Genomic DNA, 20,051 nt, shown 5'->3' on the forward strand with positions numbered 1-20,051 from the left:
AGGCGCCACCTCGACCCGGTTGGGACGCGCGAACGAGCGGCACGCAATCCCTGTCCGGCGCCAGCGGCAGGGGCGCAATCCGGCACCTCAGGCACCGTGCTGCGGTGGCAGCGGCGGAATCTCGACTTCGCCGGTAAATACCGGCTCGGCCGGCCCCGTCATGCGCACCGCCGCCTGCAGACCTTGGCCCCGCGGCCATTCGATGGTGAGCACACCGCCGCGCAGCTGCACGTCCACCCGCTCATCGAACCAGCCCAGCCGAATGCCGGCCACCACCGCCGCGCACGCGCCGGTGCCACAGGCCAGCGTTTCGCCCGCGCCGCGCTCGTAAACCCGCAGGCGAGCGTGGCCGCGATCGACCACCTGCAAAAAACCCACATTGACCCGGCGCGGAAAGCGTGGATGCCGCTCCAACCAGGGCCCCCACGTGGCCACGGGGGCGCGCTCGACGTCGTCCACGCGCAGCACGGCGTGCGGGTTACCCATCGACAACACGGCGATGCACAGCGCGCCGGCCGCAGCGGCGCCATCGACCACGCCAGACGCCGCGCCCACAGGGGGTGCCGCCGCATCAGACGCTGCTGCGGGCGCCCCATCGGCGCCACCGAGCGGCACGCACCAGCGCCACCAGTCGCCCGCGGGCTCGCGCGGCAGCCCTTCGGCCACGAACGGCACCTGCGCCGGCTCGAATACCGGCGCCCCCATGTCCACCGTCACCCGCCCGTCGTCTTGCAGCGCCAGCGTCAGCACCCCGGCGCGGGTGCGCACCCGCACGGTGCGGCGCTGCGTCAAGCCGGCGTCGTGCACATAACGCACGAAGCAGCGCGCGCCGTTGCCGCAGTTCTCCACCTCGCCACCGTCGGCGTTGTGGATCACATATTCGAAGTCCACCGACGGGTCGGGCGCTGCACGCACGCTCAGGATTTGGTCGGCCCCGACGCCGAAGTGGCGATCGGCCAGCCAGCGGTACTGCGCCGCGCTCAAGCCCAACCGCTCACGCGTCTCGTCGAGCACGATGAAATCGTTGCCCGCCCCCTGCATCTTGGTGAAGCGCACGCGCATCAGCTGCCCTGCTCGGAGACGAAGATTTCGACGCGGCGGTTGCGCGCGCGTCCCTCGGCGGTGTCGTTGCTGGCGATCGGCTCACGCGCGCCGCGCCCGTCGATGGCGATGCGCCCGATCGCTACTCCGCGCGTGACCAGATAGTCGCGCACCGCCGCCGCGCGGTTGATCGACAGCGGCATGTTGATGGCGTCGCTGCCCGTGCTGTCCGTGTGGCCGATGATGGTCACACGAGCGGCCGGGTTGCGCTTGAGGCCGTCGGCAAAGGTGTCGAGCACGGAGCGAAACTGGGGCTTGATGTCGGCGCGGCCGACGTCGAACGAAATATCGCTGGGAATTTCGAGCTTGAGCCGATTGTCCGCGGTCTGCGTGACCTGCACGCCGGTGCCGCGCGTGGCCTCCTCCATCTCGCGCTTTTGCTGCTCCATGCGGGTGGACCAGACATAGCCGCCCAGCGCGCCGGCGCCGGCGCCGATGGCCGCGCCGCGCACCGCCCCGCGGCTGCCGTCGGTCACGGCGCCCAGCACCGCCCCAGCCGCCGCGCCGATGGCGGCGCCGCGCGCGGTACCCGATTTTTGCTCCTCGGACATGTTGGCGCATCCCGCCACGGCCACCGCCGCCGCCAGCGCCAGCGGCCACGCCCGGCGAACGATCGAAGGCCAAGGTGAAGCGTTCATCGCGTACTCCTGAAAAATCGGATGTGGGCAACTGCGACTACCATTGTGCCCCAGCCCCGCACGTCTGGCGAGGCTGCCGCGCCGCGCGGTCACACTTGGTTACCTTGGTCACACGCTGCCCATGATCCGCCCTGCCTTGCGTCTGCATGCCCCCGCTGCGCCGGCGCCGGCGCGTCCAGCCGCCACCGTCTTGTTCGTGCGCGATGGCGTCGACGGCCTGCAGGTGCTGATGACGCGCCGCTCGACCCAGGCGCGTTTCGCGCCCGGCGCTTACGTCTTTCCCGGCGGCGTCATCGAGGCAGCCGACCAACGTGCCGCGCACACGGGGGAATGGGACACCGTCGCCCACGTGGCACCCGATGCCGCCGTCGCTCCAGCGGCGTCCGCGGACGCGGCCACCCGCGCGGCCCAGCTGGCGGCGCTGCGCGAGGCCTTCGAAGAGGTGGGCGTGCTGCTGGCGCGTGACGCCCACGGGCGCTGGGTCGACGACGCCACGCTGGCGCCGCTACAGCGCCACGCGCCGCTTCTGCCACAGTGCGCGCAGCATGGCCTGCGGCTCGCCCTGGACGACGTGCATTGGCTGGCGCGCTGGGTCACCGACCGCGACCTGCCGCGCCGCTTCGACGTCGCCTTCTTCGTCGCTCCGATGCCGCCGCAGCAGACCCCGCGCAGTGACGACCGCGAGCAGTTTGCGCCGGTGTGGGTGACGCCCGCCGAGGCGTTGCAACAACACGCGCGCGGCACGCTGCCGATGGTCTACCCCACGGTGCGCACGCTGGAGCGGTTGCGTCCCTACGCCAGTGCGGCGGCGCTGCTGGCGGCCTGCCGCGGCCAGCCTGGCCCGCAATGGACCAGTTGCCCGCGGGCAGGCTGGCTCAACGGCCAAGAAGCCCGCTTCATGGAACACGATCCGCCCTTTGGCGAACTGGCGCTGACCTGCCCCGATGGACAGCTCGCCCACACGCTGGACTGGCGCCACGACGCCCCCGTGGCCCTAGCCCGACACCTACGGCGCCTGACCGCGCCCAACGCCGGCGTGATGACCGGCCCCGGCACCAACAGTTACCTGGTGGGCGAACCGGACACCGGCTATCTCGTCATCGACCCCGGCCCGGACGACGCGGCCCACATCCAGCGCCTGTTTGATGCCTGCGCGGGCGACATCCGCGCTATCGTCTGCACCCACTCGCACCCCGACCATGCGCCGGCGGCGCGCCCGCTGCAGCGCCTGTGCGCCGAGCGCGGCCAAGGCACGCCTGCCGTGCTGGGTCTGCCCAGCGCCCCAACGGCGCGTCCCGACAGTCGCTTCACCCCCGACCGGGCGCTGGCCGACGGCGAAACCTTGGTGCTGCACGGTGCCGATGGCGCGCCGCGCCACACGCTGCGTGTGCTGCACACCCCCGGCCACACCGCCAACCACCTGTGCCTGCTGCTGCAAGAGGATGCCCTGCTGTTCAGCGGCGACCAGATCCTCAACGGCAGCACCACCGTCATCGACCCGCCCGATGGTGACATGGGGGAGTACCTGACCTCGCTGGACCGGCTCGAGCAGGTCTGCGCGCAGTGGGGCGTTGCCTTCATCCTGCCGGCACATGGCCACGTGTTGGGCGACTTTCCGCGCAGCGCCGACTGCCCCGGCAGCCCGGAGCACGGAGGCGCACGCGCCGCCATCGCGCGGTTGCGGGCACACCGGCTGGCGCGCGAGGCCAAAGTGGCCCGGGCCCTGCAGGTCGCGCCGGACGGCGACCTGGACACCTGGGTGCGCCTGGCCTACGATGACGTCGCCCCGGCCCTGTGGCCCGTGGCCAAGCGTTCCTTGCTCGCCCACGTCGAGCACTTGCGGCGTCGCGCATCGGCGCGCCCCTGACCTACCCGTGATACGACCCATGAGACGGTTTCGCTTCACCAGCGCCCCTGTGCTGACCCCACGGCTGCTGCTGTGGATCGCGCTTGCCCTGCCCGCGACCGCGGCCGCCGACGCCACCGGCGCCTTGGCCGTCGAGAAGGGCTGCCTGAACTGTCACGGCACGCCGCCGCGCGGCAAGGCCCCCACCATCGCCGATCTGGCCCGCCGTTATGCCAGCGCACGCGGCGACGAGGCTGAAATCGCCCGCCTGGCGGCACGGCTGAGCGAACACCATCTGTTCGGCGGCGTGCCGGCGCACGAACGCCTCAGCGCCGAGGAAGCCGAGCGCTTCGTGCGCTGGCTCATCGACGGCGCCCCCTGAAACGGCAGGGCCATGAAAAAGGTGAAGTCCGCCGATACGCCGGATTCTGTGCGCCGGGGGCAAGCCCCGGCGTGACCGTCATTCCTCTGGGCCGCCGGTCACCCGGTCGGCTCGGTGCCACCTACCCACCGACACGACCCGCGGGCCACGGGCAGGGGGCGAGGGCCCCCAGATCGGCCTATTTGGTGTTGCTGCGCGTAGAGATTGCCGCGTTTCACCCCGGTCTGAACCGGCTCGTCTCTGTGGCTCTGATCCTCACCTCACGGTGGAGAGGCGTTACCTCCTACGCTGCCCTGTGCAGTCCGGACGTTCCTCCAGCGCGCCCTTGCGGGCCGATGCGCCAGCGACGGTCTGGCGGGCTTCACCACGCCGATTGTCCCACAACGGGCGGCGGCGCGCAGCGGGCAGCCGACCCCGCTGCCCGCGTCTCGCCCTGGGGCATCCACCCAACCCGCCTCGCAGTACCCATGACCCACCCGAGCCCGGGCGTATCGGCAACCCCATTGGGGGCCCGCCACCCAAGGGCTTGCGTATGATCGCGGCCAGCTGCCCAATCACCATGGGCCTTCGGGAGTCGTGATGATCCGTTTGTCTGAATTGAAGCTACCCCTGCAGGCAGTGCCCGTCGAAGCGCGCCGCGCCGCCGACGCCCCGGCCGAAACCGAGGCCGACCGCGCGCCGCCACCGCACCCGCTCGCAGCGCTGCGCGCCCTCGCCGCCGAACGGCTGGGGCTGCCCCCGCACGCCATCGCCGAGCTACACGTCTTCAAGCGCAGCTTCGACGCTCGGGGCGCGACGCTGCGCGCGGTCTACATCGTCGATGTGGCCTTGGCCGACGCGGCGCAGGAAAGCGCGGTGCTGCAGCGCCTGGCGGGCCAGCCCCACGTGCAGGCCACGCCCGACATGCGCTGGCAGCCGCCCGCGCGTGCCAGCGCGGCGCCCGCCGACGGCGAGCGCCCGGTGGTGGTCGGCTTCGGGCCATGTGGCATCTTTGCGGCACTGACGCTGGCCGAGATGGGGCTGCGCCCCATCGTGCTGGAACGCGGACGCCCGGTGCGACGGCGCACCCGTGACACCTGGGGCCTGTGGCGGCATGGCGTGCTCGATCCGGCCTCCAACGTGCAATTTGGCGAAGGCGGTGCGGGCCTGTTTTCCGACGGCAAGCTCTACAGCCAGGTCAAGGACCCGCGCCATCTGGGGCGGCGCGTCATGCAGGCGTTCGTCGAGGCCGGCGCGCCCCCCGACATCCTGTTCGATGCGCGACCGCACATCGGCACCTTCAAGCTGGTGAAGGTGGTGGAGGCGCTGCGCGCGCGCATCCTGAGCCTGGGTGGCGAGGTGCGCTTCGAGCATCGGGTGGAGCAGCTACTCACCGAGCCGCTGGGCGATGGCCGCCAGCGCCTCATCGGGTTGCGGGTGCGCGACTTGGCGCATGACCGCGAGCTCACGCTGCCGGCGCAGCGCGTCGTGCTGGCGCTGGGCCACAGTGCACGCGACACCTTCGAGGCGCTGCATCAGGCCGGCGTGCAGCTGCAGGCCAAACCGTTTTCCATCGGGGTGCGCATCGAGCATCCGCAAAGCGACATCGACCGCGCGCGCTGGGGGCGCCACGCTGGCCACCCCCTGCTGGGCGCTGCTGCGTACAAGCTGGTGCACCATGCCCGCAACGGGCGCGCCGTCTACAGTTTTTGCATGTGCCCCGGCGGCACCGTGGTGGCCGCCACCAGCGAGCCGCAACGCGTCGTCACCAACGGCATGAGCCAATACTCGCGCGCCGAGCGCAACGCCAACGCCGGCCTGGTGGTGGGCATCACGCCGGCCGACTTCGCCCACTTCGATGCAGCCACCTGGCGCTGGGCCTTTGGCGACGCCGCCGGCCAGACCTACGCGCACGAGAGCCAACGCTGGGCCGCGCAGCAGATGGTGCACCCGCTGGCGGGGGTGGTGCTGCAACGCCAGCTCGAAAGCGCGGCGTTCGCGGCCGGCGGCGGCGGCTATCGCGCGCCCGCGCAACGGGTGGACGATTTTCTGGCCGACCGCCCCTCTGCCGCGCTCGGCGCGGTGGAGCCGTCTTACCGGCCGGGGGTCACCCTGGTCAACCTGGCCGCCGTGCTGCCGTCCTACGCCGTCGAAGCGATGCGCGAGGCCTTACCCGCCTTCGCTCGCCAGCTGCCGGGCTACGACCGCGCCGACGCGGTGATGACGGGCGTGGAGACGCGTACCTCGGCGCCGCTGCGCATTCCGCGCGGGCCCGACTACCAAAGCCTCAACACCAGCGGGCTGTACCCCGCCGGCGAAGGCGCGGGTTACGCGGGCGGCATCTTGTCGGCCGCCGTCGATGGCATCCGCGTCGGCGAAGCGCTCGGCTGCCACCTACTCGGGGTGCCGGCCCCAGCCCCGGACCGCACCCCAAGCGCCGCCGTGGCTTACGGTTGACACGCGACCGCGCCTGCTCGACCGGGTGGCGGGGCACATGGGGCGTGCCGCGCACCGGCACGAGAAGGCGCGTCTCATCGGGGTGCCCCGATCACAGGGCCTGCAGCGCGGCGATGCGCTCCTCGATCGGCGGGTGGGTGGCAAACAGCTTACCGAACGTGCCGGTGATGCCCAGCGCTTGCATACCCTGCGGCAAGGCCCCCGGCTGCAGACCGCCCAGCCGCGCCAGCGCATTGATCATCGGCTGCTTGCGGCCCATCAGCATCGCCGCCCCCGCATCGGCGCGGAATTCGCGCTGGCGGCTGAACCACGCGACGATGATCGCTGCCAAGAAGCCGAGCACGATCTCCATCACGATGCTGGTGACCAGGTAGCCGATGCCGGGGCCGGACTGCTCACTGTCGCCACGGCGCAAAAAGCTATCCACCACATAACCGATCACCCGGCTCAAGAACACCACGAAGGTATTCAGCACGCCTTGGATCAGGGTCATCGTCACCATATCGCCATTGGCGATGTGCGCCACCTCATGCCCGATGACCGCCTCGACCTCTTCGCGCGTCATGTTTTGCAGCAAGCCAGTGGACACCGCCACCAGCGCGTTGTCGCGAAACGCCCCGGTGGCAAATGCATTGGGCTCCCCTTCGTAGATACCGACCTCGGGCATACCGATGCCCGCCTTCTCGGCAAAGCGGCGCACCGTCTCGACGATCCAGGCCTCGTCGGCATTGCGCGGCTGGTTGATGATGACCAGCCCGGTGGACCATTTCGCCATCGGCTTGCTCAACAGCAGCGAAATGAACGCGCCACCGAAGCCGATCACGAGCGAGAAGACGGCCAGCGCGGTCAGATTCAGGCCATTTTCGGTGAGGAAGCGGTCCACGCCCAGGATGCGGGTGGTGATCAACAACACCGCCATCACGGCGAGGTTGGTCAAGACCAGCAACAGGATGCGTTTCATGGGTTCTCCGTCAAAGTAACTGGGGGTCGGACAAACATCGATCGACGCGAAGGAGGCTGGCGTCGCAGGGTCATCTGCGACGATCGCACGCGCCCGGCCCGGGCTACTCGCCACGCCCAGATGGGGGCGCGTGCACCCATCTCAAGCCAGCGCACGACAGCGCCGCCGACGCACCAGCGCCGCCGGCCCCCTCCCATCGCCATCATCGCATGACTCGGACTGGCCCATCATTCGAAAGTTCCACACAAACCGGTTGATGATCCGACAGTGTGGTGGCGCCGTCCACCCGCACGCCCAACACCCGTGCCGCCAGCCCCGGGGTGACCCAAATGAAATCGCAAGCGAGCGGCACGGCGCCCGTCTCGTGCACGCGAAAGGTGGGCGGCTGCGGCTCGGGCCCATGCACCAGCGTCCAGGTATCGTGAAAGACCGCAGGCGGCGCATCGACTCCGGCCAGCACCCGCCACGCATCGCCCCCGGGCGGGCTGTTGAAGTCGCCGCACAGCAGCGCATCGACGGTGTGCACGCGCAGCTGAAACGGGGTGTCGGGGCCATCCTCGGCGTCGGCCCGCGGCGGCTGGGCCGCCACCGCTGCGGCCTCCCGTTGCCAATCGCACAGGGCCTGCGCCTGTGCCACGCGCTGGCGCGCCGAGTAATACGCCAGATGCGTGCAGCCCACGCGCAGCGGCCCCCATGGCGCCTGAACGGTCACCGCCGCCAGCGCGCGCGGCATCGACGGCACGCTGGCGTCGGGCGGATAGGGCAACACCCGGTGCTGCGCCTGCCACACCGGCAGCCGGCTGGCGATCAGGTTGCCAAAGCGTTGCCGCGCCGCGCGCCCCGGGCGCCAATCGTCCACGGCCGGCGCGTAAAACACCTCGTAGCCGGGCAGCGCCGCCGCCACCGCGGCCACCTGGTCGGCTTCGCCCGCTCCGGCCAGCCCCGGCATGTGCTGGGCCACCTCTTGTAAGCACAACACCTCGGGCTGACCGCCCCAATCCATGGCGTGGGCCAGCACCCGCCGCACGTCGACCACGTCGTCCATACCGCGAAACCACTGCACATTCCACGTCAGTATCCGCATCGCCTTGGCCCTCCTTGCCCTGGCCGTCCCATCCCGCAGTCGCAACCCCGGTCGCCACGGCTCGCCTGCCCCTGATCGACAAGGGCTGCGGCGCGCCCTCAGGCAGTGCTCGCCATCAGGCGCCAGCGCAGCGTCTCGCCCGCGCGCAGCGGCTTGAGCTGCGCCTGGCCAAACGGATAAGACGACGGCAGCGCCCAGGGTGTACGCCGCAGCGTCACCCGCTCGGTGTTGCGCGGCAAACCGTAGAAGTCGGGGCCATGCAAACTGGCGAACGCCTCCAGCTTGTCCAGGGCGCCCGCGGCCTCGAACGCCTCGGCATACAGCTCCAGCGCCGCCGGCGCGGTGTAGCAGCCGGCGCAGCCACTGGCGTGCTCCTTCAGATGCGCCGGGTGCGGGGCGCTGTCGGTGCCCAAAAAAAAGCGCGGGTCACCGCTGGTGGCGGCAGCGACCAGGGCACGCCGGTGCTCCTCACGCTTGAGCACCGGCAAACAATAGTAGTGCGGGCGGATGCCGCCGACAAACAGCGCATTGCGGTTGTACAACAGGTGGTGCGCCGTAATCGTCGCCGCCAGATGCCGCGGCGCCGCCTGAACGTACTGCACGGCGTCTTGGGTCGTGATGTGCTCCAGCACGATACGCAGCTCGGGAAAATCACGCCGCAGCGGCTGCAGCACGCGTTCGATGAAAACCGCCTCACGGTCGAAGATATCGACCTCGGGGTCGGTCACCTCACCGTGCACCAACAGCAGCAGCCCCTCGCGCTGCATGGCCTCGAGCGTGCGGTGGGTTTTGCGCATGTCGGTCACACCGGCGTCGCTGTTCGTCGTCGCGCCGGCCGGGTAGAGCTTGACCGCCACCACCCCCGCCTCGCGAGCCCGTCGGATCTCGTCCGGCGGCAGGTTGTCGGTCAGGTACAGCGTCATCAGCGGCTCGAAGCGCACCCCGGGTGGCACCGCGGCCAGGATGCGTTGGCGGTAGGCCGCGGCCTGGGCGGCGGTGGTCACCGGCGGGCGCAGATTGGGCATGACGATGGCGCGCGCGAACTGCGCCGCGCTGTGCGGCACGGTGGTCGCCAACGCGGGGCCGTCGCGCAAATGCACGTGCCAGTCATCCGGTCGCGTCAGGGTCAAAAGTTCAGGGGCAGCATTGGTCATGATGCGCCATTGTCGCACCAGCGTCAGCGGGCCCACCGCCGACGCCGGCATCCACGCAGGCCACCGGCGGCCTGCCGCCACCACCGATCGCCCTCACGGCGACCACTTGCGTTTTCTCAACCTCTCGTTATACTGTGCCGGGTACGGAATCGATGCATTTGAAGACGCGGTTTCCAACTTCTGTTTCGGTATGAGAACGACCCCCAAACCTTTCTGGAATCCTTGGCTGGCCGGGGTGGCGCTGGGTCTGACGCTGCTGGCAACGTTCGTCCTGACCGGACACGGTTTGGGTGCCACGGGTTTTACCACCCGCTTGAGCGTATGGCTGGGCCTGCAAGCCGCACCCGAGGCCGTCGCCGCCAACCCCTATTTGGGCGCCATGGCTCAGCCGGGCGTGCTCGATGGCTGGATCACGTGGCAGGTGGTGGGGGTGCTGCTCGGCGCATTGGTGGCCGCCTTCATGGCTGGGCGTGTACGCGTGCAGCTCGACGGTGCGCGCCGCGTTGGTGCCGGCAAGCGCGTGGCCACCGCACTCATCGGCGGCTTGCTGGCCGGGTTCGGCGCCCGGGTGGCAGCAGGTTGCACCAGTGGCTTGGGGCTGTCGGGCGCCGCCACACTGTCGATCGCAGCGTTCGTCTTTTTGGGCGCCTTTTTCGTCACCGGGCTGATCGTCAGCCGCCTGGTCAAGGGGGTGTGAGCCATGTTTCCGCTGAATGAAACCGTGTGGTCGGCGTTACTGGTGGGCTTTGCCTTCGGCTACATCCTCGAAAACGCGGGTTTCGGCAGCCCCTGCAAACTCACCGGGCAGTTCACGCTGCGCGACTGGTCGGTGCTCAAAGTCATGTTCACGGCCATCGTGGTGGCCGCCACCGGCCTGCAAGTGCTGGGTTCGCTGGGCATGCTCGACCTGGAGGCCGTCTTCGTCCCGACGTCGCTGGTGGTGGCCTCGGCTCTGGGCGGCGTTTTGGTGGGCGCGGGCTTTGCCATCGGCGGCTACTGCCCGGGTACATCGGTGGTGGGGGTGGCGTCGGGTCGGCTGGACGCGGTGGTATTTTTCGTCGGCCTCATCGTTGGCACCTTCGCCTTTGCCGGCCTGTACGGCCCCGCCATCGAGGCACTGATGGCCATGGGTGAGGTCGAATCGGGCGATACGGTGCACGACGCCTGGGACATCTCGCCGTGGTGGCTGATCGCCGCCATGGCCGCGGCGCTGGTCGGCGTGCACTACCTGGGGCGCTGGTTCGAGCAGCGCTACGGCGGCCCCATCGGCGCCGATGAGGCCGTGTGTGGTGAGGGTGGGTGCACGCCACCGTCGGCTGCGGGGAGCCACGGGGCGACGGCTCGATGAGATGCGCACGTCTGCGTCTCCCGGCCGCAGACACTGGCGTCCCGCTCCGTCCTCTCCAAGCCACGCTCCACTGCAGCGGCACCGCCCCACCGTGCATGAACCACCCCGTCGCACACCACGCATCCACGCCGGCTTGGCTGCTGCCCCCGGCGCGGCGTACCGCCCGACCAGGGGCGGGCGGGTCCGGTCGGTCGATGGCCCGCTTCCGTTTTTTGGTGACCAAGGAGTACATGCGATGCGAAACCGAACCACCTCTCTGTCGCAACAGCTAAGCGCCTTGTTGGTGGCCACCAGTCTGGTGGCCCCGGCTGCGATGGCGCAGCAAGCGCCCAAAACCGACAAACCCGCGGCAACCAGCGCTGGCAACCCGTGCGCACCCGGCAATCCCTGCGCGCCCGGCACGCCCAAGAAGAAGAAAAAGCGCGCAGGCGGTGACAACCCCTGCGCTCCGGCCAACCCGTGCGCGCCCAGCCGCTGACGTTGCCCGCCGCCGGCCATGAATGCCGCCTTGCACGAGTGGGCCCAGCAAGCGGTGGCGATTCCGCTCGCCTACGCGCGGCGCGGTCAATCGTTGGCACAGGCCGCGCTCGCGGGTGCTCGGCGTTTCGAGGCGCTGCGCCACTACCCAGCGCACGATATGGTGGATGTGGTGCACGGCACACGGGCCTTCTACCACAGCCATGACGCCGCCGCCCGCTGGGGCGACGCGGCCGACCAGGAACACGGGCACTTTCATGTGTTTTGGGACGGCCCGCGGCCAGGCGCTCACGTGCATCTGGTGGCGCTGGCACTGGATGCGCGTGGCCAGCCGCTGCACTGGTTCACCACCAACCGCTGGGTCACTGCGGGGCGCTGGCTCGACGCGGCGGCGTTGGCGCGCCGGTTGCCGTCGTTTCGCTTGCAGGTCAACGGCCGATTGGCGCCGTTGGCGCGCTGGCTCACGGCCATGGTGCAGCTGTTCGCCGACGAGCTGGTGACGCTGCTGCAAGCGCGGGACGCCGCCTTGCTGGCCGCTGCCCGTGGCCGCAGCCGACGCAGCGTCTGGGCCGACCGCAGTGTGGAGGTGTTGGCGCACATCGATGCCGCCCTGCCCGCGCGCCTGCAGCGGCTCGGCTTGCTTCCGTAAGTCGTGCCCCGGTGGCGCGTCCTCCGCTCCGTTTTCCGACCCCGTCCCCAACAGAGGAGAACACATCATGAAATGGACATGGCTACGTCACCTCGGCGCCACCGTCGGCGCTGCCGTACTTGGCACCAGTGCCTGGGCGCAAAGCATCCTGCCGGGCCCAGTGGTCAGCACCCAGTGGCTGGCCGACCATCTGGACAAAGTCCAAGTACTGGAAATCCGCAATGACCCCAAAACCTTCACCAGCGAACCGGAAATCGCCACCACCAAGGATGGCAAGAAGGTGCTGGAGGAGTTCGGTGGGCACATCCCTGGTTCGCGGCTGCTGGCGGCCAAGGAACTGCGCACCGAACGCGATATCCGCGGCCTCAAAGTCAAGTACATGCTGCCCGAGCGCGCAGCCTTCGAGCGCGTGCTGCAAGCCGCAGGCGTGTTGGCCGACAAGCCGATCGTGCTGGTACCCGAAGGCCAAAAGATCTCGGACTTCAACGATGCGGCACGCGCCTACATTCTGCTGAAGTCTTACGCCGACACCCCGGTGGCCATGCTGGACGGCGGCATGGTGGCGTGGCTGCTGGAAGGCCGTCCGTGGAGCAAAGAGGCACCGAGCAACCAGGCCGGCAACTGGGCGGCCACGGCCGACCGGTTCGCGCGCTACGTAGCCGATTCGACCGACGTCGCGGCAGCCGCCGAGCGGCAAGACGTGCAGCTGATGGACACGCGCTCGACCTCGATGTACCTAGGCATCTTCAAGCGTGACTATGTCTACGCCTACGGCCATATTCCCAACGCACGCAATGTACCGCTGGAGACGCTGTTCGTCACGCGCGGTGGCGTCATCCGGCTGCTGCAGCCCGACACCTACCGCGCGGTGCTGCAAGCGCAGGGCATCGATCCGGCCAAGCCGCTGATCACGTATTGCAACAGCGGCAACGACTCGTCGCTGCCCTGGTTCATCGCCTCGGAAATCCTGGGCAACCCAGCGGCGCGCAATTTCGACGGTTCGCTGCACCAGTGGACGCTGGAGAAGCGCGCCACCGTCGCGCGCGTACCCGCGGCCATGTAAAGAGGCGCACCGGACCCGGCGCTCGCGCTGACGTGTGGCGCGGCGCCGGGTGGATCGACGAACGCGGCGGCCGCGCGGGCGCCGGGGCGCCGCTGTTTTCAGTGTGACAGGATCTTGTCGAGAAAATCCTTGGTGCGCGGCTGACGCGCCTGCGGATTGCCAAAAAACTCCTCCTTCGGACAATCCTCCAGGATCCTGCCACCCACGTCCATGAAGATGACGCGGTCGCTGACCTTGCGCGCAAAGCCCATTTCGTGGGTGACGCACATCATCGTCATGCCCTCTTGCGCCAGACCCACCATCACCTCCAGCACTTCACCCACCATTTCCGGATCCAAGGCCGAAGTCGGCTCATCGAACAGCATCACGATGGGGTCCATCGACAACGCGCGTGCGATGGCCACGCGCTGCTGCTGACCGCCCGACAGCTGCCCCGGATATTTATCCTTGTGGGCCAGCAAGCCGACCCGCTCCAGGTATTTCAAGCCGTGTTTCTTGGCATCCTCGGGGTTGCGCCCCAGCACCTTCACCTGCGCCAGCGTCAGATTCTCGGTCACCGTCAGGTGCGGAAACAGCTCGAAATGCTGAAACACCATACCCACGTGACTGCGCAGCTTGGGCAGGTTGGTTTTGGGGTCATGAACCGGCTGGCCATTGACCCAGATTTCGCCCTGCTGGATCGGTTCCAGGGCATTGATGGTCTTGATCAGTGTGGACTTGCCGGAACCGGACGGGCCGCACACCACCACCACCTCACCCTTGGCGATGGTGGTGGAGCAGTCGCTGAGCACCTGCACCGGGCCGTACCACTTGGAGACGTGCTTGAGTTCGATCATCGGTCGTTCCATGACGACTTCCTCTGTAATGGGCGAAGATGACGCGCCTAGGCGCGCTTCAGCGAATGATGGCGATGCGCGCGTGCAGCCGCTTGACCAACGCCGACAGACTGAAACAAATGATGAAATAGACCACGGCGGCGGCCAGATAGGCTTCGATCGGTCGGCCGTAATTTTTGCCCGCCACCTCGAATCCCTTGAGCAGATCGTAGGCGCCGATGGCATACACCAGCGAGGTATCCTGAAACAGGATGATGGTCTGGGTCAAAAAGACCGGCAGCATGTTGCGAAACGCCTGCGGCAAAATCACATAGCGCATGTTTTGCCCATAGGTCAACCCCAGCGCGTGCCCCGCCATCACCTGCCCGCGGGGAATGGACTGAATGCCGGCGCGCACGATTTCGCTGAAGTAGGCTGCTTCGAACGCAATGAAGGTGATGATGGCCGACAGCTCCGCCCCGATCGGCCGCCCGATGACGAAAGGCACCAGCAGGAAAAACCACAGGATCACCATCACCAGCGGGATGCTGCGCATGCCGTTGACGTAGACGGTGGCCGGCAACGCCAACCACGTGCGCCCCGACAGGCGCATCAGCGCCAGCACCGTACCCAACGCCACGCCGCCCACGGTGGCCACCACCGTCAGCATCACGCTGAACTGCAGCCCCTTGAGCACGAAGCCGTTGATGACCTCCCAACTGTAGAAGGACCAGTCGAATTGCGTCAGCATCGTCAGTGCCCTCCCGCGCCGCCGGCGGCGATGAAGCCCGGCACGCGCGCGCGCCGCTCGATCCAGGCCATCAAGCGGTTGATGGCAAAGGCCGAGACGATATACAACCCCGTGACCGCCAGGTAGATCTCAATGCCGCGCGCAGTCTCCTCCTGCGCCTGCATGGCAAACATCGTCAGCTCGGCCACCGACACCGCAAACGCCACCGACGAATTCTTGAAAATGTTCATCGTCTCACTCGTCAGCGGTGGGATGATGATGCGAAACGCCATCGGCAGCAGCACATAGCGGTAGGTCTGGGCCGTGGTCAACCCCAGTGCCAGCGCGGCGTAGCGCTGCCCGCGCGGCAGCGACTGAATGCCGGACTTGACCTGCTCGGCAATGCGCGCCGAGGTGAACAGCCCCAGCGCAATGACCACCAACACGAAGCCGGGCACCGCTTTGAGCGGCGGCAACAGCGCCGGAATCACGTGGTACCAAAGAAAGATCTGCACCAACAGCGGAATGTTGCGAAACAGCTCCACCCAGGCATTGCCAAAACGCACCACCCAGGGGCTGTTGGGCAAGGTGCGCAGGGTGCCGATGACGCTGCCCACCAGCAGCGCCACCAGCAGCGCCAGCACCGACACCGACACCGTCCAGCCCCAAGCCGACAGCATCCACTCCAGGTAGGTGATATCGCCTTCGGGTCCAAAGCAGCGCGGCTGCACCTCACGCGTGATGGTGTCTTCGCAGAACACCTGCCAATCCCATTGCATCGGAATCGCTCCCGTCGAAAACAAAAGACCCCGGGTGCCCACGCCCCCGGGGTTCGGCGGTGTGAAACCCAGGCCTTACTTGGCCGCGTAGGCCTCCATCGGCCGGTCGTTCGGATTGGCGATGGCCGCTTTGAGCGCCTCGCTCATCGGCATGTTCATGCGCACGCCATTGGGCGGGGTGGGCTGCATGAACCACTTGTCGTAGATCTTGGCCAGCTCACCGGACTTCATCATCGCGATGATGCTGTCGTCCACCGCCTTCTTGAAGGCCGGGTCGTCCTTGCGGAACATGATGGCGATCGGCTCGACGCTGAGCACTTCACCGACGATCTTGAAGTCCGCCGGGTTCTTCGAACGCGCGATCAGCCCCGCCAGCAGCGAGCCGTCCATCACGAACGCATCGGCGCGGCCCGACTCCAACAGCAGGAAACTGTCCGCGTGGTCCTTGCCATACACTTCCTTGAAATCGACGCCGCCGGCGCGCTCGTGACGGCGCAGCGTCTGCACCGAGGTGGTGCCGGTGGTGGTGGCCACCGTCTTGCCGTTGAGGTCCTTGATCGAGTTGATGCCCGAGTTGGCCTTGACCGCCATGCGCACCTCTTCGATGAAGGTGGTGACGGCAAACGCCACGTCACGCTGGCGCGCCTGGTTGTTGGTGGTGGAGCCGCACTCGATATCGACGGTGCCGTTTTGCACCAACGGAATGCGGTTTTGCGAGGTCACCGGCTGATATTTGATGTCCAGCTTGGCCAGCCCGAGCTGCTTCTGGATGTCGGCCAGCACCCGCTGGCAGATCTCGACGTGGTAGCCCGTGTACTTGCCATCGCCCAGCGTGTAGGACAGCACGCCCGACGATTCGCGCACCCCCATCGTGACCGAGCCGGTGGACTTGATCTTGGCCAGGGTGTCGTTGGCCTGGGCATGGACGGCGGTGGCCGCCAGAGCCGTCAGGGCCAGAGCCAGCAGATGCTTTTTCATGCGAGCATTCCTTTCCGGATGAGAAAACGGTGACGCGAATCTTACTAGCATCCGACGTGCCAGCGGTAGCGGGTAAACCCAAGGCAGGGGCGTGCCGCGGCCCACGGCGGCTGCCCTCTCGACTCACGCCGGCAGCGCCGCGTGTAAACGCTGTACGTCGTCCCAAAAACGCTGCGCCACGGGTTTCAAGCGATCACCGCGCGCGCGGTACAGCCGAATGTCGAGCTCCCCCTGCCAACCTGGGTCCCCACTGGCCAGCACCAGGCGTCCGTCGGCCAGCGCCGGCTGCACGGCGCTGGCGGGCAAAAAGGCCACGCCGTGGCCCTCGATGGCCATGGCCTTGAGGCTTTCGGCCATGTCCGTCTCGTACACCCGCTCCAGGTGCACGGCACCCCCCCGTTGGCGCAGCACCCACTCCACCACCCGTCCCAGGTAGGCCCCTGGGGCATAGGCCAGATAGGGCACTGGCGCACGGGCGCTGCCGGGCAGCGCCATCAGCGGCCGGCCCTGCGCATCGGGGCGGCAAAAGGGGGCCAGCACCTCTCGCCCCAGCGGCAACATGTCGTAGCGCGCCGGATCGAGCTCAATCGGCTGCGAGGGGTGGTGGTATGCCAACAGCAGATCGCAGCCCCCCTCGGTCAGCCGCAGCACGGCATCGTGCACGTTGAGCGCCACCAGCCGGGTTTTGAGCGGGCCGAGCGCCGCGCGCAGGCGCGACAACCACGCCGGGACAAAGGTGAAGGCCAGCGTGTGCGGCACGGCAAACTCGATCGTATCCTTGGCCACCGCCGTGTGCTGGCGCAGCAGCGCGCGCGTGGTCTGCAAGGCTTGCAAAATCTCCAACGCCTGCGCGTACAGGGTTTTGCCGGCCTCGGTCAGGCGCGTCGGGTAGGAAGAGCGATCGACCAGATCGACGCCGGCCCAGGCTTCCAGCGACTGGATGCGGCGCGAAAACGCCGGCTGGGTGACATGGCGCAACTGCGCCGCGCGGCTGAAGCTGCGCGTCTGCGCCAGGCTGACGAAATCCTCAAGCCACTTGGTTTCCATCGTGATCTCCCGCTGCTGCAGCCACGGGCTCGGCGGCAGCGGCGGCGCTGTGCTGCAGCGCCCACAGCTGTGCGTAGCGTCCGCCGGCGGCCAGCAGCGCAGCGTGGGTGCCGCGTTCGATGACCTGGCCGTGCTCCAACACCACGATCTCATCCGCATCGACGATGGTGGAGAGGCGATGCGCGATCACCAGCGTGGTGCGGTTGCGTGCCAGCCGCCGCAGCTCGCCCTGGATGGCGCGTTCGCTGACCGAGTCCAGCGCCGACGTGGCCTCGTCCAGGATCAGGATCGGGGGGTCTTTGAGCAGCGTGCGCGCGATCGCCACCCGCTGCTTCTCGCCGCCGGAGAGTTTCAGGCCCCGCTCACCCACCACGGTCTGCCACCCCTGGGGCAGGCGCTCGATGAACGCCAGGATGTGCGCCGCGCGCGCGGCTTCGCGCACCGCATCGAAATCGGCCTCTGGCCGGCCGTAGCGAATGTTGTATTCGATGGTGTCGTTGAAGAGCACCGTATCCTGTGGCACCACCCCGATGGCGCGCCGCAGGCTGTCCAGCGTCAGCGTGCGCACATCCTGCCCATCGATCAGGATGCGCCCGGCACCGGCGCTGTCTCCGGGCCGGCCCACGTCGTAGAAGCGAAACAGCAGTCGCGCCAGCGTCGATTTGCCCGCCCCCGACGCGCCCACCACCGCCACCGTGCGCCCCGCCGGTATCGTGAAGCTGACGCCGCGCAAAATCACGCGCTCGCGCTCATAGGCGAAGTGCACATCCTCGAAGCGCACCTCGGGCGGGCCGCTCACGCGCAGTGGGCGGGCGTCGGGGGCATCGCGTACCTCCAGTGGCTGCTGCAGCAAATCGAACAACCGCGCCAGGTCGGTCAGGCTCTGGCGAATCTCGCGGTACAACACCCCCAGAAAGTTCAGTGGCATGGTCAGCTGCAGCAAAAAGGCGTTGACCATCACCAGGTCACCCAGGGTCATCGCGCCGGCCTGCACCGCCGCCACCGCATGCCACAGCAGCGCCACCAGCGCCACCGCGATGATGGCCTGCTGCCCGACGTTGAGCAGCGACAGCGACGCCTGGGTGCGCATACGCGCACGCCGCAGTCGCAGCAGGCTGTCGTCGTAGCGCTGGGCCTCCCAGCCCTCGTTGTTGAAATATTTGACCGTTTCGTAATTGAGCAGGGCGTCGATGGCGCGCCCGCTGCTGATCGACTCGGCCTCGTTCATCTGGCGCCGAATGCCGGTGCGCCACTGCGTCACCCGCACTGTGAAGGCCACGTACGCCACCAAGGCCGCTAACGTCACCGCCACATACCAGGCACCAAAGGCCGCCCCCAGCAAGGTCAGCACCAGCAGCACCTCCACCAGCGTGGGCAAGACGCTGTACAGCGAATACGACACCAACGACTGCACGGCGCGCGTGCCGCGCTCGATGTCGCGCGTCAGCACCCCCGTTTGGCGCTGCAGGTGAAAGCGCAAGCCCAACCCCATCAGGTGATCGAACGCCCGGCGCGCAATCGCCCTCGTCACCGACTCGGTCACCGGCAAAAACACCCACTCGCGCAGCTCGGTCAGCGCCGTCGCGCTCAGGCGCAGAGCGCCATAGGCCAGCACCAGCGCCACTGGCGCGGCCCACCAGGCTGCCGCTGCCGGCGCACCGGGGGTGAGCGCATCGACCAGCACCTTCAACAGCACCGGCACCCCCACCGTGGCCAGCTTGGCCGCCACCATCAGCGCCAGTGCGGCCGCCACCCGCAGCCGGTACGGCCAGACGTACGGCAGCAGGGCGCGCAGCACCGCGGCATCGGAGGTTTGCGGATGCCCCTCGCTCGCCGGCGCCGGCAAGGGCAGGCCACGCGCCAGGGTCGATCGACCACGCATGAACGACAATCTCCGCTATGGAATCGATGAAGCCAACAGACCCGATCGTACCCGCAAGCCCTGCTGCCCTGCCCACCGACAAAGAACTGGTGCTGCGCGTCATCCCGATGCCGGCCGACGTCAACGCCAACGGCGACATCTTTGGCGGCTGGGTGATGGCGCAGGTGGATCTGGCCGGATCGGTGATTCCGGCCCGCTATATGGGCGGGCGGTTCGCCACCGTCGCCGTCAATCAGTTTTTGTTCAAACAGCCGGTGAAGGTGGGCGACTTGCTGAGCTTTTACAGCACCTTGGTGCGCATCGGCCACACGTCGATCACGGTGCGGGTGGAGGTGTGGGCCGAACGCCAGCGCCCGCACTACCAATGCGTCAAGGTCACCGAGGCGACGCTGACCTATGTGGCCATCGACGAGCACGGCAAACCACGGCCGGTGCCACGCCCCGCCAGCGCATCTGCGCACCCCGCAAGCAATCAACCCACGGCTGCGCAGGACTGAGCCAAGCGGGCTTGCCTGCGACCGGCGGGCAAGGGCCGCATGACCGCCCACCCGCCGCGGACGACTGCCACAGGCTCGTGATCTCGGCAAAAAAAACCGGCCGCTGGGGCCGGTCAAGTCCATCAGGACGTCGTTGGGGTCAAGGTGCCGCACACCCACCCACGCCGGCTCATCCTTTGACCGG

General features: G+C 68.3%; 20 protein-coding genes and 1 other RNA gene. 9 read left to right on the forward strand and 12 right to left on the reverse strand.

The window, feature by feature from the left end:
- Positions 1 to 87 precede the first annotated feature (87 nt).
- Positions 88 to 1,062, reverse strand: coding sequence for a diaminopimelate epimerase (gene dapF, locus Tchar_RS02665; protein WP_144327549.1), 975 nt, complete (start codon positions 1,060 to 1,062; stop codon positions 88 to 90).
- On the reverse strand, positions 1,062 to 1,739 hold the full coding sequence (locus tag Tchar_RS02670; RefSeq protein ID WP_144327550.1) for an OmpA family protein: 678 nt from the start codon (positions 1,737 to 1,739) through the stop codon (positions 1,062 to 1,064). Before Tchar_RS02670 ends, dapF begins: the two co-directional genes overlap by 1 nt.
- 121 nt (positions 1,740 to 1,860) lie before the next feature.
- On the opposite strand from Tchar_RS02670, the gene Tchar_RS02675 reads away from it, so the two are divergent.
- A complete protein-coding gene (locus tag Tchar_RS02675; RefSeq protein WP_144327551.1) occupies positions 1,861 to 3,606 on the forward strand; it encodes an MBL fold metallo-hydrolase in 1,746 nt (581 codons plus the stop codon).
- A gap of 19 nt (positions 3,607 to 3,625) precedes the next feature.
- Positions 3,626 to 3,967 carry a c-type cytochrome gene (locus tag Tchar_RS02680; RefSeq protein WP_144327552.1) on the forward strand — a complete coding sequence of 114 codons (342 nt, stop codon included), beginning with the start codon at positions 3,626 to 3,628 and terminating at the stop codon, positions 3,965 to 3,967.
- A 19-nt stretch (positions 3,968 to 3,986) separates the two neighbouring features.
- Here the strand turns inward: Tchar_RS02680 and rnpB are convergent.
- Positions 3,987 to 4,330, reverse strand: an RNA gene (gene rnpB, locus Tchar_RS02685) — RNase P RNA component class A.
- A 216-nt stretch (positions 4,331 to 4,546) separates the two neighbouring features.
- On the opposite strand from rnpB, the gene Tchar_RS02690 reads away from it, so the two are divergent.
- Positions 4,547 to 6,403 carry an NAD(P)/FAD-dependent oxidoreductase gene (locus Tchar_RS02690; RefSeq protein WP_144327553.1) on the forward strand — a complete coding sequence of 619 codons (1,857 nt, stop codon included), beginning with the start codon at positions 4,547 to 4,549 and terminating at the stop codon, positions 6,401 to 6,403.
- Positions 6,404 to 6,494: 91 nt separating this feature from the next.
- Here the strand turns inward: Tchar_RS02690 and htpX are convergent, their stop codons facing one another.
- The 3 genes from htpX to pyrC all read right to left on the reverse strand — a co-directional run bounded on the left by htpX (position 6,495) and on the right by pyrC (position 9,602).
- Positions 6,495 to 7,364: a protease HtpX gene (gene htpX, locus Tchar_RS02695; protein ID WP_144327554.1), complete on the reverse strand. Its 870-nt coding sequence runs from the start codon at positions 7,362 to 7,364 to the stop codon at positions 6,495 to 6,497.
- Between the two features lie 202 nt (positions 7,365 to 7,566).
- Complete coding sequence (locus Tchar_RS02700) at positions 7,567 to 8,448, reverse strand: endonuclease/exonuclease/phosphatase family protein (RefSeq protein ID WP_144327555.1); 882 nt, start codon at positions 8,446 to 8,448, stop codon at positions 7,567 to 7,569.
- A gap of 98 nt (positions 8,449 to 8,546) precedes the next feature.
- Positions 8,547 to 9,602, reverse strand: coding sequence for a dihydroorotase (pyrC, locus tag Tchar_RS02705; protein ID WP_144327556.1), 1,056 nt, complete (start codon positions 9,600 to 9,602; stop codon positions 8,547 to 8,549).
- Between the two features lie 190 nt (positions 9,603 to 9,792).
- Between pyrC and Tchar_RS02710 the strand changes: the two genes are divergently transcribed.
- The 5 genes from Tchar_RS02710 to Tchar_RS02730 all read left to right on the forward strand — a co-directional run bounded on the left by Tchar_RS02710 (position 9,793) and on the right by Tchar_RS02730 (position 13,139).
- Positions 9,793 to 10,299, forward strand: a complete 507-nt coding sequence (locus tag Tchar_RS02710; RefSeq protein WP_144327557.1) for a YeeE/YedE thiosulfate transporter family protein — start codon at positions 9,793 to 9,795, stop codon at positions 10,297 to 10,299.
- Between the two features lie 3 nt (positions 10,300 to 10,302).
- A complete protein-coding gene (locus tag Tchar_RS02715; RefSeq protein ID WP_144327558.1) occupies positions 10,303 to 10,950 on the forward strand; it encodes a DUF6691 family protein in 648 nt (215 codons plus the stop codon).
- Between the two features lie 235 nt (positions 10,951 to 11,185).
- Entirely contained in the window at positions 11,186 to 11,428 is a 243-nt protein-coding gene (locus Tchar_RS02720; RefSeq protein WP_144327559.1) for a hypothetical protein, read from the forward strand.
- 18 nt (positions 11,429 to 11,446) lie between these two features.
- Entirely contained in the window at positions 11,447 to 12,076 is a 630-nt protein-coding gene (locus Tchar_RS02725) for a DUF6969 family protein (RefSeq protein WP_144327560.1), read from the forward strand.
- Positions 12,077 to 12,143: 67 nt separating this feature from the next.
- Complete coding sequence (locus Tchar_RS02730) at positions 12,144 to 13,139, forward strand: sulfurtransferase (protein ID WP_161595432.1); 996 nt, start codon at positions 12,144 to 12,146, stop codon at positions 13,137 to 13,139.
- Positions 13,140 to 13,237: 98 nt separating this feature from the next.
- Here Tchar_RS02730 and Tchar_RS02735 read toward each other — a convergent pair whose 3' ends face one another.
- From Tchar_RS02735 to Tchar_RS02760, 6 genes are all read right to left on the reverse strand, one after another.
- The gene (locus tag Tchar_RS02735; RefSeq protein WP_144327598.1) at positions 13,238 to 13,975 is read right to left on the reverse strand and encodes an amino acid ABC transporter ATP-binding protein; all 738 of its coding nucleotides are present in this window, start codon (positions 13,973 to 13,975) and stop codon (positions 13,238 to 13,240) included.
- Between the two features lie 58 nt (positions 13,976 to 14,033).
- Positions 14,034 to 14,705, reverse strand: a complete 672-nt coding sequence (locus tag Tchar_RS02740; protein ID WP_144327562.1) for an amino acid ABC transporter permease — start codon at positions 14,703 to 14,705, stop codon at positions 14,034 to 14,036.
- A 2-nt stretch (positions 14,706 to 14,707) separates the two neighbouring features.
- Complete coding sequence (locus tag Tchar_RS02745) at positions 14,708 to 15,463, reverse strand: amino acid ABC transporter permease (RefSeq protein WP_144327563.1); 756 nt, start codon at positions 15,461 to 15,463, stop codon at positions 14,708 to 14,710.
- A 75-nt stretch (positions 15,464 to 15,538) separates the two neighbouring features.
- Positions 15,539 to 16,441: an amino acid ABC transporter substrate-binding protein gene (locus Tchar_RS02750; RefSeq protein ID WP_144327564.1), complete on the reverse strand. Its 903-nt coding sequence runs from the start codon at positions 16,439 to 16,441 to the stop codon at positions 15,539 to 15,541.
- Between the two features lie 123 nt (positions 16,442 to 16,564).
- Positions 16,565 to 17,488, reverse strand: coding sequence for a LysR substrate-binding domain-containing protein (locus tag Tchar_RS02755; protein ID WP_144327565.1), 924 nt, complete (start codon positions 17,486 to 17,488; stop codon positions 16,565 to 16,567).
- Entirely contained in the window at positions 17,469 to 19,370 is a 1,902-nt protein-coding gene (locus tag Tchar_RS02760) for an ABCB family ABC transporter ATP-binding protein/permease (protein ID WP_144327566.1), read from the reverse strand. Before Tchar_RS02760 ends, Tchar_RS02755 begins: the two co-directional genes overlap by 20 nt.
- Positions 19,371 to 19,387: 17 nt before the next feature.
- On the opposite strand from Tchar_RS02760, the gene Tchar_RS02765 reads away from it, so the two are divergent.
- The gene (locus tag Tchar_RS02765) at positions 19,388 to 19,867 is read left to right on the forward strand and encodes an acyl-CoA thioesterase (RefSeq protein WP_236640142.1); all 480 of its coding nucleotides are present in this window, start codon (positions 19,388 to 19,390) and stop codon (positions 19,865 to 19,867) included.
- The last annotated feature ends 184 nt before the right edge of the window (positions 19,868 to 20,051 follow it).

The sequence above is a fragment of the Tepidimonas charontis genome (assembly GCF_007556685.1).
Classification (GTDB): Bacteria; Pseudomonadota; Gammaproteobacteria; order Burkholderiales; family Burkholderiaceae_C; genus Tepidimonas; species Tepidimonas charontis.